The sequence below is a fragment of the Pseudomonas sp. TMW22090 genome (genome assembly GCF_022496665.1).
Taxonomy (GTDB): Bacteria; Pseudomonadota; Gammaproteobacteria; order Pseudomonadales; family Pseudomonadaceae; genus Aquipseudomonas; species Aquipseudomonas gregormendelii.
Genome location: NZ_SCFH01000001.1, coordinates 1,117,820 through 1,132,877 on the forward strand (window position 1 = coordinate 1,117,820; position 15,058 = coordinate 1,132,877).

At 61.4% G+C, this 15,058-nt stretch carries 13 protein-coding genes and 1 pseudogene; 8 read left to right on the forward strand and 6 right to left on the reverse strand.

What is annotated here, in order from left to right:
* Window positions 1-9: 9 nt before the first annotated feature.
* Window positions 10-107 (reverse strand): annotated as a pseudogene (locus EQV97_RS28980) (outer membrane lipoprotein carrier protein LolA); the annotation flags it as partial.
* Between the two features lie 103 nt (window positions 108-210).
* On the opposite strand from EQV97_RS28980, the gene EQV97_RS05125 reads away from it, so the two are divergent.
* From EQV97_RS05125 to fabI, 6 genes are read left to right on the forward strand one after another with little or no spacing between them, the layout of a single operon-like run.
* The gene (locus tag EQV97_RS05125; RefSeq protein ID WP_240888564.1) at window positions 211-2,043 is read left to right on the forward strand and encodes an extracellular solute-binding protein; all 1,833 of its coding nucleotides are present in this window, start codon (window positions 211-213) and stop codon (window positions 2,041-2,043) included.
* Window positions 2,040-3,881, forward strand: coding sequence for an extracellular solute-binding protein (locus EQV97_RS05130; RefSeq protein WP_240888565.1), 1,842 nt, complete (start codon window positions 2,040-2,042; stop codon window positions 3,879-3,881). Before EQV97_RS05125 ends, EQV97_RS05130 begins: the two co-directional genes overlap by 4 nt.
* A 4-nt stretch (window positions 3,882-3,885) precedes the next feature.
* Window positions 3,886-4,959, forward strand: a complete 1,074-nt coding sequence (locus tag EQV97_RS05135; RefSeq protein ID WP_045061609.1) for a microcin C ABC transporter permease YejB — start codon at window positions 3,886-3,888, stop codon at window positions 4,957-4,959.
* Between the two features lies 1 nt (window position 4,960).
* A complete protein-coding gene (locus tag EQV97_RS05140; RefSeq protein WP_045061610.1) occupies window positions 4,961-5,980 on the forward strand; it encodes an ABC transporter permease in 1,020 nt (339 codons plus the stop codon).
* A gap of 2 nt (window positions 5,981-5,982) precedes the next feature.
* Window positions 5,983-7,593, forward strand: a complete 1,611-nt coding sequence (locus EQV97_RS05145) for an ABC transporter ATP-binding protein (protein WP_122839657.1) — start codon at window positions 5,983-5,985, stop codon at window positions 7,591-7,593.
* Window positions 7,594-7,612: 19 nt separating this feature from the next.
* A complete protein-coding gene (gene fabI / locus EQV97_RS05150; protein WP_008152082.1) occupies window positions 7,613-8,407 on the forward strand; it encodes an enoyl-ACP reductase FabI in 795 nt (264 codons plus the stop codon).
* A gap of 62 nt (window positions 8,408-8,469) precedes the next feature.
* Here the strand turns inward: fabI and EQV97_RS05155 are convergent, their stop codons facing one another.
* The 4 genes from EQV97_RS05155 to EQV97_RS05170 form a co-directional block, all read right to left on the reverse strand.
* Complete coding sequence (locus EQV97_RS05155) at window positions 8,470-9,048, reverse strand: hypothetical protein (protein ID WP_240888566.1); 579 nt, start codon at window positions 9,046-9,048, stop codon at window positions 8,470-8,472.
* Between the two features lies 1 nt (window position 9,049).
* Entirely contained in the window at window positions 9,050-11,218 is a 2,169-nt protein-coding gene (locus EQV97_RS05160) for a xanthine dehydrogenase family protein molybdopterin-binding subunit (protein ID WP_240888567.1), read from the reverse strand.
* A gap of 19 nt (window positions 11,219-11,237) precedes the next feature.
* Window positions 11,238-11,693, reverse strand: coding sequence for a (2Fe-2S)-binding protein (locus EQV97_RS05165; protein WP_045061614.1), 456 nt, complete (start codon window positions 11,691-11,693; stop codon window positions 11,238-11,240).
* A gap of 183 nt (window positions 11,694-11,876) precedes the next feature.
* On the reverse strand, window positions 11,877-12,125 hold the full coding sequence (locus EQV97_RS05170; RefSeq protein ID WP_240888568.1) for a transmembrane sensor/regulator PpyR: 249 nt from the start codon (window positions 12,123-12,125) through the stop codon (window positions 11,877-11,879).
* Window positions 12,126-12,359: 234 nt separating this feature from the next.
* Between EQV97_RS05170 and EQV97_RS05175 the strand changes: the two genes are divergently transcribed.
* Window positions 12,360-13,202 (forward strand): AraC family transcriptional regulator, encoded by an 843-nt coding sequence (locus tag EQV97_RS05175; RefSeq protein WP_240888569.1) that lies wholly within the window; start codon window positions 12,360-12,362, stop codon window positions 13,200-13,202.
* Here the strand turns inward: EQV97_RS05175 and EQV97_RS05180 are convergent.
* Window positions 13,184-13,771: a LysE family translocator gene (locus EQV97_RS05180; protein WP_240888570.1), complete on the reverse strand. Its 588-nt coding sequence runs from the start codon at window positions 13,769-13,771 to the stop codon at window positions 13,184-13,186. The genes EQV97_RS05175 and EQV97_RS05180 overlap by 19 nt on opposite strands.
* A 182-nt stretch (window positions 13,772-13,953) precedes the next feature.
* Between EQV97_RS05180 and EQV97_RS05185 the strand changes: the two genes are divergently transcribed.
* On the forward strand, window positions 13,954-15,057 hold the full coding sequence (locus EQV97_RS05185; protein ID WP_122839651.1) for a bifunctional transcriptional activator/DNA repair protein Ada: 1,104 nt from the start codon (window positions 13,954-13,956) through the stop codon (window positions 15,055-15,057).
* Window position 15,058 lies beyond the last annotated feature (1 nt).

Sequence of the window (15,058 nt, forward strand, 5' to 3'; positions counted from 1 at the left end):
GGCTGTTTTTCCAAGACTCACACACCCCCTGCAGGAGCGAACTTGCTCGCGAAGAACCTGAGAGCGCCGCGGGGTGACAGATTCCCAGCGTTATCGTGATCGACCATCGCGAGCAAGCCCGTCCTTCCAAATACGCCATCTTTTTCCTGCACAGACAAGCTGTTACTGTACGGTCCATAAAGCCCAAGCCGCCTGGATCGGATCTCTGACTTGAAGCGTCCCCTCCTCCTGCTCCTGATCAGCCTGGCCTTGAGCTCACCCGCAAGCGCGACAATCAGCGAAAGCCATGGTTATGCGCAGTTCGGCACCCTCAAGTACCCGGCCAGATTTACCCACTTCGACTGGGTCAACCCGCAAGCGCCCAAGGGCGGTACGTTGCGAGTGATGGCATTCGGCACCTTCGATACGCTCAATCCCTATACTTTCAAGGGATCGAGCCCGGTTTCCACGCCCAATTTCCTGCAATACGGCATCAACGAACTCAACGAGCCGCTGATGGTGGGCACCGGCCAATACGCGCCGTCTGGCGATGAGCCCACTTCCAGCTACGGGCTGATCGCGCAATCGGTGGAGTACAGCGACGACCGCAGCTGGGTCGTGTTCAACCTGCGCCCCGAGGCCAGGTTTCATGACGGCGTGCCGATCACCGCCTACGACGTCGCGTTTTCCTATCGCCTGCTGCTCAAGGAAGGGCATCCGCAATACCGCACCAACCTCCAGGAAGTGCTGCGGGTCGATATCCTCAACCCCCACCGTATCCGATTCGTCTTCAAGCGCGCCGGCAACCCGTTGCTGATCCTGCGCCTGGGCGAGTTGCCGGTATTGCCCCAGCATTACTGGAAAGGCCGCGACTTCAAGGCCACCACGTTCGAACCGCCCCTGGGCAGCGGCCCCTACCGCATTACCTCGGTAACGCCCGGGCGGCAGTTGATCTTCGAGCGGGTCAAGGATTACTGGGGCAAGGACCTGGCGGTCAACCGCGGCAAGTACAACGTCGACCGGATGGAGGTCGAGTTCTACCGCGACAGCGACGTCGCCTTCGAAGCGTTCAAGGCCGGGGAGTTCGACATCTACATCGAGCACCAGGCGAAGAACTGGGAAAACGGCTACCGCTTCCCGGCGGTCAGGCGCGGTGAGGTGATCAAGGCGCTGATCCCGCACCAGATTCCGACCCAGAGCCAGGGCCTGTTCATGAACACCCGGCGCCCCGCCTTTGCCGATCCCAAGGTCCGCGAAGCGCTGGGGCTGATGTTCGACTTCGAGTGGACCAACCGCACGCTGTTCAGCGGCGCCTACAAACGCGCCATGAGCTACTACCCCAACAGCGAGTTCTCCGCCACCGGGCTGCCTGTCGGCCACGAATGGCTGATGCTCAAGCCCTACCGTGATCAGCTGCCGGCCAGGCTCTTCACAGAACCGTTCAGCCTGCCCCAGACCGATGGTCGCGGCATCCCCCGGCAGACACTGCGCAACGCCCTGGGCCTGCTCGCCGAAGCCGGCTGGAAGCTGAACGGCCAGCGCCTGCAAAATGCCGCCGGCCAGCCGCTGCGCCTGGAGATCCTGCTGGTCAACCCCAACCTGGAACGCATTCTCCAGCCCTACGTCGAGAACCTCGCGAGCATCGGCGTCGATGTCCGGTTGCGAACGGTCGATCGCGCCCAGTACAAGCAACGTCTCGACCAATTCGACTTCGACATGATCCTGATGACCCTCAACCAGACGCTCAGCCCCGGCCTGGAGCAATGGCAGTATTTCCACTCCAGCCAGGTGACGGTCAAGGGCAGCAAGAATTACGCAGGTATCGCCAACCCCGTGGTTGACCACCTGCTCGAACAGCTGCTCGCCGCCAGGACCCGTGACGAGCAGGTCGCCGCCGGCAAGGCACTGGATCGCGTACTGCTGTGGCAGCACTACATCATTCCCAACTGGTACCTCAATTATCACCGCCTGGCCTACCGCAACCGGTTTGCCTTTGTCACCACGCCGCCCTACACCCTGGGCTTGAGCGCGTGGTGGCTGAAATCTTCGGAGAAGGATCGATGACACCTGTACGTGCCCTGCTGTTGCAGGTCAGCGGCCTGATGTTTGCCGGGCTGGCCTGCGCCGCTCCGCAACACGCGCTGACCCTGTACAACGAACCGCCCAAATACCCGGCCGACTTCAAGCATTTCGATTACGTGAACCCTGACGCGCCCAAGGGCGGGACCTTCCGCCAGGCAGGCTTCGGCGGCTTCGACAGCCTTAATCCGTTTATCAGCAAAGGCGTGCCCGCCGACGATGTCGGCATGATCTACGACACCCTTGCCAGACAAGGCCTGGACGAACCGTTCACCGAGTACGGCCTGGTCGCCGGCAAGATCGAGAAAGCCCCCGACAACAGCTGGGTGCGTTTCTATTTGCGCCCGCAAGCCCGGTTCCACGACGGTCACCCCATCCATGCCGAGGACGTGATCTTCAGCTTCGACATGCTCACCAAGGAAGGCGCCCCGCTCTATCGTGGCTATTACAGCGACGTGGCCGAAGTGATCGCCGAAGACCCGCTGACCGTGCTGTTCAAGTTCAAGCACAGCAACAACCGCGAGCTGCCGCTGATTCTTGGCCAGCTGCCGGTGTTGCCCAAACACTGGTGGGCCAACCGCGACTTCAACAAGGGCAACCTGGAAATCCCCCTGGGCAGCGGGCCCTACCGGGTCAGCGAAGTAAAGGCCGGGCGTTCAGTGCGCTACGAGCGGGTCAAGGACTACTGGGGCAAGGACCTGCCGGTCAACCGCGGCTTCTATAACTTCGACGTGATGACCACCGACTACTACCGCGACAACACCGTCGCGCTGGAAGCCCTGAAAGCCGGCCAGTTCGATTACTGGCTGGAGATGACCGCAAAAAACTGGGCCAATGCCTACAACATTCCAGCAGTCACCGAAGGCCGCCTGATCAAGGAACAGATCCCCAACGGCAACCCGACCGGCATGCAGGGCTTTGTGTTCAACCTGCGGCGCCCGGTGTTCCAGGATGTGCGCGTGCGCCACGCCCTGAGCCTGCTGCTGGACTTTGAATGGACCAACAAGCAACTGTTCAACGGCGCCTATGTGCGCACCCGCAGTTACTTCGAAAACTCGGAAATGGCTGCCACGGGCCTGCCGGATGCCGACCAGCTGGCAATCCTCGACCCCTTTCGCGGAAAAATTCCCGAGCAGGTGTTCAGCGAGGCGTTCCAGAACCCGCGCACCGATGCCAGCGGCATGATTCGAAACCAGCAGCGTCAGGCCTATCAACTGCTGCAGGAGGCCGGCTGGCGCATCGTCGACGACAAGATGGTCGATGCCACCGGCAAACCGGTGACCATCGAGTTCCTGCTGGCCCAGACTGAATTCGAGCGGGTGCTGCTGCCGTTCAAGCGCAACCTCAGCGATCTGGGGATCGACCTGGTGATCCGTCGGGTCGACGTCTCCCAGTACATCAACCGGGTGCGCTCTCGGGACTTCGACATGATCGTCGGCGGCTTCCCGCAGTCCAACTCGCCAGGCAATGAACAACGGGAGTTCTGGATGTCTGCCGCCGCCGACAAGCCCGGCAGCCGCAACTCCATGGGTCTCAAGGACCCGGTGGTCGACCAGCTGGTCGAGCAACTGATCAACGCCGATTCGCGCAATAGCCTGGTGGCCCACGCCCGGGCGCTGGACCGCGTGCTGCAATGGGGGTATTACGTGATCCCCAACTGGCACATCAAGACCTGGCGCGTGGCTTACTGGAACCACATCGGCCATCCGAAAATCTCACCGACCTACGATATCGGCATCAACACCTGGTGGATCAAGCCGGATGCCAAACCGGCGATAGAGGTCGAAACCAAACTGCAAACCGACGCTGCGGGCACGGAGTAATCAGATGCTGGCGTACATTTTTCGACGACTGCTGCTGATCATCCCGACCTTGCTGGGCATTCTGCTGATCAACTTCGTGATCATCCAGGCCGCCCCCGGTGGACCGGTAGAGCAGATGATCGCCAAGCTCGAAGGCTTCGAAGGCGCCACCAGCCGCATTGCCGGCGGCGGCGCCGAGGTCTCGGTGGCCGGCTCCGCCTATCGTGGCGCCCAAGGGCTGGACCCGGCGCTGGTCAAGGAAATCGAGCACATGTACGGCTTCGACAAATCGGCGCCGGAACGCTTGTGGATCATGATCAAGAACTACGCGAAGCTGGATTTCGGCGACAGTTTCTTCCGCGACGCCAAGGTCATCGACCTGATCAAGGAAAAAATGCCGGTCTCTATCTCCCTTGGGCTGTGGAGCACCCTGATCATGTACCTGGTGTCGATCCCGCTGGGGATCGCCAAGGCTACGCGGCACGGCAGCCATTTCGACGTCTGGACCAGTTCGCTGATCATCGTCGGTTATGCGATCCCGGCCTTCCTGTTCGCGATCCTGCTGATCGTGCTGTTTGCCGGCGGCAGTTACCTTGACTGGTTTCCGCTCAGAGGCCTGACTTCCAACAACTTTGATGAGCTCACTACTGGCGGCAAGATCCTCGATTATTTCTGGCACCTGGCCCTGCCGGTCACGGCGCTGGTGATCGGTAACTTCGCGACCATGACCCTGCTGACCAAGAACAGTTTTCTCGACGAAATCAACAAACAGTATGTGGTGACCGCCAAGGCCAAGGGCCTGACCAACCACCGCGTGCTCTACGGACACGTGTTCCGTAACGCCATGCTGCTGGTGATCGCCGGCTTCCCGTCGGCTTTCATCGGAATCTTCTTCACCGGCTCGTTGCTGGTGGAAGTGATCTTTTCCCTCGACGGCCTTGGCCTGATGAGCTTCGAGGCGGCCATCAATCGCGATTATCCGGTGGTGTTCGGCACGTTGTTCATCTTCACCCTGCTGGGCCTGGTGGTGAAGTTGATCGGCGACCTCACCTACACCTTTGTCGATCCGCGTATCGACTTCGAAAGCCGGGAGCATTGAGATGAACCTGTCCCCACTCAATCGTCGGCGATTTGAACTGTTCAAGGCCAACAAGCGCGGCTGGTGGTCGCTGTGGCTGTTTTTGGTGCTGTTCGGCCTGAGCCTGGGCGCCGAATTGATCGCCAACGACAAACCGCTGGTGGTGCATTACGACGACGGCTGGTATTTCCCGGCGCTCAAGCGCTACCCGGAAACCACCTTCGGCGGCGAGTTCCCGCTGGAAGCCAACTACAAGAGCCCGTATATCCGCGAACTGCTCAAGGCCAAGGATGCCTGGGTGCTGTGGGCGCCGATTCCCTACAGCTATCAAAGTATCAACTATGACCTGAAGGTCCCGGCTCCGGCGCCACCTTCAGCGGACAACCTGCTGGGCACCGATGACCAGGGCCGCGACGTGCTGGCCCGGGTGATCTACGGGTTCCGCATCTCTGTACTGTTCGCCCTGACCCTGACCATCCTCAGCTCGATCATCGGCGTGATTGCCGGGGCCTTGCAGGGCTTTTATGGCGGCTGGGTGGATCTGGCCGGGCAGCGCTTCCTGGAAATCTGGTCCGGGCTGCCGGTGCTGTACCTGCTGATCATCCTCGCCAGCTTCGTGCAGCCGAACTTCTGGTGGCTGCTGGGGATCATGCTGCTGTTCTCCTGGATGAGCCTGGTGGACGTGGTGCGCGCCGAGTTCCTGCGCGGGCGCAACCTCGAGTACGTGCGCGCGGCGCGGGCGCTGGGGATGCAGAATGGTGCGATCATGTTCCGCCATATCCTGCCCAACGCCATGGTCTCGACCATGACTTTCATGCCGTTCATCCTGACCGGCGCCATCGGCACCCTCACCGCCCTCGACTTCCTGGGCTTTGGGCTGCCGCCTGGTGCGCCGTCCCTGGGTGAACTGGTGGCTCAGGGCAAATCCAACCTGCAGGCGCCCTGGCTAGGCATGAGCGCCTTCGCGGTACTGGCGTTGATGTTGAGTTTACTGGTGTTCATCGGCGAGTCCGCTCGCGATGCCTTCGACCCGAGGAAGTGAAAATGAATCAGGACAATCTGATCGAAGTGCGCGACCTGGCGGTGGAGTTTGTCGTCGGTGAGCGCGTGCAACGGGTGGTCGAGGGTGTCAGCTTCGACATCAAGCGCGGCGAGACTTTGGCCCTGGTGGGCGAAAGCGGCTCGGGCAAATCGGTCACCGCCCACTCGATCCTGCGGCTGCTGCCCTACCCGCTCGCCCGACACCCGTCGGGGACCATCGAATACTCGGGCCAGGACCTGCTGAGCCTGAAGGAAAAGACCATCCGGCATATCCGCGGCAACCGGATTGCGATGATCTTCCAGGAGCCGATGACCTCGCTCAACCCTCTGCATTCCATCGAAAAGCAGATCAACGAAGTGCTGGGCATCCATAAAGGGCTGGTCGGCAAGATCGCCACCCAACGCACCCTGGAACTGTTGGAGATGGTCGGCATCCCCGAGCCGCACAAGCGCCTCAAGGCCCTGCCCCATGAATTGTCCGGCGGCCAGCGCCAGCGCGTGATGATCGCCATGGCCCTGGCCAACGAGCCGGAACTGCTGATTGCCGACGAACCGACCACCGCGCTGGACGTAACAGTGCAGTTGAAAATCCTTGAATTGCTCAAGCAATTGCAGGCCCGCCTGGGCATGGCGCTGCTACTGATCAGTCACGATTTAAACCTGGTGCGAAGAATTGCGCACCGAGTATGTGTCATGCAGCGCGGTTGCATCGTCGAACAGGCATCGTGCGAAGAATTGTTCCGCGCGCCGCAGCATCCGTACACGCGGGAACTGCTGGCAGCGGAGCCCAGCGGGATGCCGGCCACCAATGCAATCGGGCCGCCGCTGCTGCAGGTCGAGGACCTGAAAGTGTGGTTTCCGATCAAGAAAGGCTTGCTGAAAAAGACCGTCGACCACATCAAGGCGGTCGACGGCATCAACTTCAGCCTGCCCCAGGGCCAGACACTGGGCATTGTGGGAGAAAGCGGTTCCGGTAAATCGACCCTCGGCCTGGCGATTTTGCGGCTGATCGGCAGCAAAGGCGGCATCCGTTTTGAAGGCAACCAGCTAGACTGCCTGACGCAGCAACAGGTCAGGCCGCTGCGGCGGGAGATGCAGGTGGTGTTCCAGGACCCCTTTGGCAGCCTCAGCCCACGAATGTGCGTGAGTCAGATCGTCGGCGAAGGCCTGCGGATCCACAAGATGGGTAGCGAGGCGGAACAGGAACAAGCGATTATTGCGGCATTGAAGGAGGTAGGCCTGGATCCGGACACCCGGCACCGCTACCCCCACGAATTTTCCGGTGGGCAACGGCAGAGAATTGCCATTGCCCGGGCATTGGTGCTCAAACCGGCGTTGATCCTGCTGGACGAGCCGACTTCGGCCCTCGACCGCACCGTGCAACGCCAGGTGGTGGAGCTTTTGCGTTCACTGCAAACCAAGTACAACCTGACGTATCTGTTTATCAGCCATGACCTGGCTGTCGTCAAGGCGCTGAGCCACCAGCTGATGGTGGTCAAGCAGGGCCAAGTGGTCGAACAGGGAGACGCGCAAAGTATCTTTGCCGCCCCCCAACATCCGTATACACAGCAGTTGCTGGAAGCCGCTTTCCTGGCTCCAGCCACTGCGCAATAACCTGAAAGAGGAGCAACACATGGGTTTTCTCGCCGGTAAGCGCGTACTGATCGTCGGTGTCGCCAGCAAGCTGTCCATCGCATCCGGCATCGCTGCCGCCATGCATCGCGAGGGCGCTGAGCTTGCCTTCACTTATCAGAACGACAAACTCAAAGGTCGTGTCGAAGAGTTCGCACAAAGCTGGGGTTCCAACCCGGACCTGTGCTTCCCGTGCGACGTGGCCAGCGATGAAGAAATCGCCAAGGTCTTCGTTGAGCTGGGCAAGAAGTGGGACGGCCTGGACTGCATCGTGCACTCCGTAGGTTTCGCTCCCGGCGACCAACTGGACGGCGACTTCACCGAAGCCACCACCCGTGAAGGTTTCCGCATTGCCCACGACATCAGCGCCTACAGCTTCGTAGCCCTGGCCAAGGCCGGTCGCGAAATGATGAAGGGCCGTAACGGCAGCCTGCTGACCCTGTCGTACCTGGGCGCCGAGCGCACCATGCCGAACTACAACGTGATGGGCATGGCCAAGGCTTCCCTGGAAGCTGGCGTACGTTACCTGGCCGGCTCCCTGGGCCCGGACGGCACCCGCGTCAACTGCGTATCGGCCGGTCCGATCCGCACCCTGGCCGCTTCCGGCATCAAGAACTTCCGCAAGATGCTGGCCGCCAACGAAGCGCAAACCCCGCTGCGTCGTAACGTCACCATCGACGAAGTCGGCAACGCCGGCGCCTTCCTGTGCTCGGACCTGGCGTCCGGCATCAGCGGCGAAATCATGTACGTAGACGGTGGTTTCAACACCACTGCGATGGGCAGCCTGGAAGAGTAATCTTCGGTTAGCCGATAAAAACCCGCCGACTCCGGCGGGTTTTTTTTGAGTTCAGTTCCGGGTCAGATGCCCCGGACCGGGCATGGCCCTCCCGCCTCCGCCCACAGCTTGAACTGGGCGACAAAAATATCGTGTGGTACCGGCACAGGCGCCCGGCCAGCTCCCGGGTTCCAGCCCCAGAGCACCAGTTTGTCGTCGCTGACATGCTTGATCAGCGCGGCGAAATCACGGTCGCCGTTGGCCTTGCGATCCTTGATCATTGCGCATAGCTGATCGGCCGGCAGGCCGATCCAGGCCATCTTGTGGGCGGCCGGCGGCAGGCTCCAGTGGGGCGCACCGGGTGGCGCATTGGGGCCGTAACTGGCCGGCGGATTGGCCTCGGCGTGACAGGTGGTACACGGCAGGCCTGCTGCACCCTTGCCGTCCAGGCCGCGCACGACATTCATCGCATGGGGCGTGCCGGCATCGAATTGCAGCGGCGAATCCCCCGGAATATGGCAATTCTGGCAACGCGGGCTCTGGAAGACTTTCTGCACGGTATCGAAGGCCTTGAGCGCTTCACTGTCGTCCGCGAACAGGTCCTCGGTGTAAGCCACCAGGCCAAGAAGCATCACCGCGCCCAGCATCAGATGTCGTTTCATCTCACACCCCCGACAGTTGCAGCGGCAGTTCCCGCAGGCGTTGCCCGGTCAAGGCGAATACGGCGTTCGCCACTGCCGGTGCCGTCGGCGGCACACCCGCTTCGCCGATACCCCCGGGCTTCTCGGAACTGGGCACGATATGCACTTCAACCACCGGCATCTCATTGAGGCGCAGTACTTGATAGTCGTGGTAATTGGACTGCTCCACCTTGCCGTTCTTGAAGGTCAGTTTGCTGTGCAGGGCAAACCCCAGGCCGAAGGTAATGCACGACTCCATCTGCGCCGCGATGCTCTGCGGGTTGACCGCAATGCCGCAGTCCACCGCGCACACCACCCGATGCACGCGAATCGCCAGGTTGTCCTGGGACACCTCGGCCACCTGGGCGACGTAACTGCCGAATGACTCGTGCACCGCCACGCCCAACGCATGGCCATCCGGCAACGTTGCCTTCCAGTTGGCCTTTTCCACGGCCAGGTTCAGCACGCCGAGATGCCGCGGATGGTCCTTGAGCAGGGTTCGTCGGTACTCCACCGGATCCTGGCCCGCCGCCTCGGCCAGTTCGTCGATGAGCGATTCCATGACGAATCCGGTATGGGTATGCCCCACTGAACGCAGCCACAGCACATTGATGCCCGTGCTCGGCGAATGCAGTTCGACCTGATGGTTGGCCAGGTGCTGCAGATAGGGACTGTCCGCCACGCCCTCGACAGAGGTCTTGTCGATGCCATCCTTGACCATCGTTGCCTCGAGCATGGTGCCGGCCATGATCGACTGCCCGACCAATACATGCTGCCAGGCGATGGGCAACCCACCCGCATCCAGGCCAATGCGCGCCTGATGCAGGAATGCCGAGCGGTAATAGCCGCCACGGATGTCGTCTTCGCGGGACCACACCGTCTTCACCGGCGCACCTGCGGCCTTGGCCACCTGCACCGCTTCGGCAACAAAATCCGAAGTCGGATTGGCGCGGCGGCCAAAGCCACCTCCAAGGAACTCGGTATGAATCTCCACCTGCTCGGGCTTCAACCCGGTAATTTTCCCGGCGATCATCTGGTCCAGCGTCTGAAACTGGGTGCCCGTCCAGATCTCGCACTTGTCCTGGGTGATTTTCACCGTGCAATTGAGCGGTTCCATCGGTGCGTGGGCCAGGTAAGGCACGCTGTATTCGACATCGATGGTTTTCGCCGCCTTGGCCAGGGCGGCCTTGGCATCCCCGGCCTTACTGGCAGGCAGGCCCGGGGTGCCGGCCAGCTTGCGGAAACTCTCCAGCAATTGCTGGCTGTCCAGGCCAGTGTTCGGCCCCAGGTCCCAGTCAATCTTGAGTGCATCGCGTCCCAGCTTCGCCGCCCAATAGTGATCGGCGATCACCGCCACTCCGCTGGGCACCTGCACCACTTTGTGCACGCCCGGTATCGCCAGCGCCTCGGCGCCTTCAAAAGATTTGACGTGGCCACCGAACACCGGCGTGCGAGCAACCATGGCGGTCATCAACCCTTCGAACTGCACATCCATGCCGAACCTGGCCCTGCCGGTGATTTTCTCCGGCGTGTCCAGGCGCTTGGTGGGTTTGCCGATCAGCTTCCAGTCCTTGGGCTCCTTGAGCTTGATCGAGGCCGGGTCCGGCACCGGCAACTGGCCGGCTTCATCGGCCAGTTCACCGTAGGTGACCCGATTATCTGCGGCGATGACCACCCCCGATTCGGTACGGATCGTCGAGGGCGCGACATTGAAGCGCTTGGCCGCCGCGTCGATCAGCATCAAGCGCGCCGCCGCACCCGCCTGGCGGTAGCGATCGAACTCCATCCAGGTGGAGGTCGAGCCGCCGGTAATCTGCATCCCGCCGAAGCCGGCCAGACCATAATCGGCGGCCGACGCCGGGGAATGTTCGACGAGGATTTTCGACCAGTCGGCGTCCAGCTCCTCGGCAATCAGCATGGTCAGGCCGGTCCAGATACCCTGGCCCATTTCCGAGTGCCCGAGCAGCACGGTGACGCTGTTGTCGTTGCCGATTCGCAAGAACGCATTCGGTGCGAATACATTGCCCTGATTCTCCGCGCCTTGGGCGAAGCGGTGAGCACCGGGGATGACAAAGGCCACCACCAGCCCGCCGCCAAGCACGGCACTGCCCTTGAGAAACCCCCGACGCGACAGTGGATGACTGCTGTTCATGACCTGCCCTCCCCGCAAATCAACCGATGTCGGCTGCGCGTTTGACTGCCGCGCGGATACGCGGATAGGTGCCGCAACGGCAAATATTGCCGGACAGCGCCTGGTCGATATCGCTGTCGGTGGGCTTGGGGATTTTTGCCAGCAAGGCTGCGGCAGACATTATCTGTCCGGACTGGCAGTAGCCGCACTGGACCACGTCGAGTTCGGCCCAGGCTTGCTGCACCGGATGAGATCCATCGGCGGACAGGCCTTCAATCGTGAGGATCTTCTGCCCATGGGCCACGGCTGTAGCGGGCGTGATGCAGGATCGCAGCGGCGCGCCGTCGACGTGCACGGTGCAGGCCCCGCATTGCGCCATGCCACAGCCAAATTTGGTTCCAGTCAGGTGCGCGACATCGCGCAGCACCCACAGTAGCGGCATGTCCGCAGGGACATCCAGAGCCTGGTCCTTGCCATTGATGTTAAGCGTCAGCATTGCGGGTTTCCTCAGACTCACGGTGTTCTGAAGGAGCGTCGCTGTGGCCGATCAATGCCCACGCACGCCTCGAGTTATCCCTACAGCTAAGCGCAAAATAGCGGGCGAGACCGGTTCATCGACCACCGGTCATGCCATTAGAGTAGCCAGCCAGTGTGCAATGGCCCGAGCCAGGGGTGCGCATCAAGCGCTTACCCCTGTGAGGCGCTGCCCCAAATGATGCTGGGCTAACAGGCGCATCACGTAGCCTATCTTCAGCAGGGTGGGCCCGATGATGGTCATGGCGTGAAACGACACCAAAGCGGGGATAGGCAAATGTCCTCCGTACAAATAGGCGCCGTAGACGCCGGCCACGAGCAGGGCCAGGCCGGCTCCGAGGATGCGGCTGGACAGGAGCAGGACATTCTGGGGATGGCTGAAGAAGCTAAACATTTTCCGGTACTCCTGACGTTGTTCGGGTACGAGAGGTATATCAAGTCTCGTGCCAGCTTCCTGCGCCTTGAAAATCAATGAGATGGAGCGCATCAAGTCATAATGACAATCGTTTACTGAGGTCGATTTGACTCCACAAGTTGTCCGAATGACTATGCCAGACATATTCGCCAGACCGAGCCTTTGGCCGCCGGAGCCATTACACTCAACGACTCACCTGCCAAGGATTCGAACATGAAGCGCGCGGTTGCCAGGAATGAAGATCAGCGTCCGCTATTCTGGCGCGATGATGCCCTGCCCTTTATCGAAGCGCGTTCCATCGCCGACGGTCGAGAGGTGTGTTACACGCGCCATTCCCACGAGCATTTTTCCATCGGTGCGATCACGGCTGGACGCAGTACCTATCTCCACGATCAAGCGCAGTCGCAAGTCAGCGCCGGCACCGTCGTGCTGATGAACCCTGGCGACGTGCACGCCTGCAATCCCATCGACGATGAGCCCTGGTCGTACCTGATGTTTTATGTCGACACGGCCTGGCTTACCGATCTGCAGCACCAACTGGGCTTCAGCTCCGACCTGGCGTTTCGCCGCTTTTCCCTTACGCACGTGCGCGATGCCAGCCTGTTTGAGGGACTGGTCGGGGTGTATGAGGCGCTGATCGATCCGCAGCAGGACCACCTGCACAAACACAGCGTCCTGGTGGAGTTTTTCAGCGACCTGCAGCTGCGGCTGAACCCGGCCGGGCAAGCGCTGCGCGAGCCCAACTTCAAGCTGGAACGTGCAGCGGATTTCATTCGCGACCACTGCACTCGGCTGCTCAAGCTTGAAGACATATGCGCGGCCGCCCAGTTATCGCCGTCGTATCTGATCCGCGCGTTCAAACAACATTATGGGATGACGCCCCACGCCTTCCTGATCAATCGCCGCATCCAGTTTGCCCAGGACCGTCTGCGCAGCGGCAAGTTGATTGCCGATGTGGCGCTTGAAGCGGGATTTTCCGATCAGGCGCATTTTCAGCGTGCGTTCAAACACCACCTCGCCGCTACGCCCGGCCAATATCAAGGCAACAGCAGATAACCCGCACTCATCACCAGCAAGGCCGCCATCGCCCGATTGAACAGGCGCATCCCCCGCGGGTTGTTCAGATACCCGCGCAAAAAAGTCCCGGCGTAGGCCCAGCACCCAACCGACAGATAACAGATCACCAGGTACACCGCCGCAAATTGCCAGACCAGCCGTGCCTCACCGTCAGCGACAAACGCGCCCATGCCCGCCACGCAGGCCAGCCAGGCTTTCGGGTTGAGCCACTGCATGATCGCGCCATACAGCATCGAGGGCGCGCGGGTCGACCTCGCAGTATCGACCTGGCCATCGTCGGCCGCCAGTTTCCAGGCCATGAACAGCAGGAATGCCACACCCGCCAGTCGCACCACCTGCGTCAGCGCCGGCCAGCGCTGCAACACTTCATGCAACCCCAGCCCCATCAACACCAGTAACACCACGAAACCCAACGTGGCGCCCAGAACATGCCGTTGGCTGGCGCGCAGGCCAAACTGCGCGCCGGAACTCAAGGCCACAATATTCACCGGCCCGGGGGTGATCGAAGCCACCAGCGCAAACGCGGCCATGGAAACAATCAAACTCATCGCAAACCTCTTCACTCGGTTGAATTGGCCCCCAGACTAAGAAATTGCCAGCCCCGAGTATTGAACAAAACACCCCTGGGCAGGCGCACGCACCTGCCGCCGGGAGCACTCCTGACGCTCCGGGCGAATTCTTTGTCGATTTACCGGTGGAGCCCCGGCGCGACGCCCCCTATGCTCACGCCATGAACCTACAAAACGCTTCCTTACCGCCCCGCAACGAGATGGTCCGCGCCATGCTTGAACGTGACACCGCCTACGAGGGGGTGTTCTTTACCGCGGTCAAGACCACCGGCATCTTTTGCCGTCCCAGCTGCACGGCGCGCAAACCGAAACCGGAGAATGTCGAGTTCTTCGCCCATGCCGATGAATGCCTGTCGGCGGGCTATCGTGCCTGCCTGCGCTGCAAGCCACTGGACGCTGCGGCCATTGCCCCGGACTGGGTGCAAAGGCTACTGGGCGCGGTAGACGCCACCCCGGAGCGACAATGGTCCGATGCGCAACTGCTGGCCGAGGGCATCGAGCCGTTGAAGCTTCGGCGCTGGTTCAAACAACATTTCGGCATGACCTTCCACGCGTGGCTACGCACCCGCAGATTGGGCATGGCGCTGGGCGGCATTCGCCAGGGTGAGTCCATCGACCACGCGGCGTTCGATTCGGGATATGAATCCCTGAGCGGTTTTCGCGACGCGTTTCAAAAGTCATTCCACATCACCCCAGGCAAAGCAGCCGACAGTGAGCCCCTGCTCTTCACCCGCCTGACCACGCCCCTGGGGCCGATGATCGCCATGGCGGAGCGGCGCGGGCTGGTGATGCTTGAGTTTCTTGACCGACCGGCACTGACCCGGGAGCTTGAAGCGCTGCAAAACCGCTATGGCTACGTGATAGCGCCCGGGCATAACGCCCATTTGCGCCAGATCGAAGACGAACTGGCGCAATACTTTGCGGGCAAGCTCTGCGAATTCAGGGTCGCGCTGCATCTGCCAGGCAGCGAATTTTCCAGGCAAGTGTGGGCCGAGCTGGTGAAAATCCCCTACGGCCAGACCAGTACCTATGGCGCCATTGCCGCGATTCTCGGCAAGCCCGGCGCCAGCCGCGCCGTCGGCCTGGCCAACGGGCACAACCGGGTCTCCATCGTCGTCCCTTGCCACCGGGTGATCGGCGCCGATGGCTCGTTGACTGGCTACGGCGGCGGCCAGCCGCGCAAGGCATTCCTGCTGCGCCTGGAGAACGCGGCACTGCAGCTCAGCCAGTTGAGCCTGCCGGGCATGGCGCGCGAAGAAGCATGAG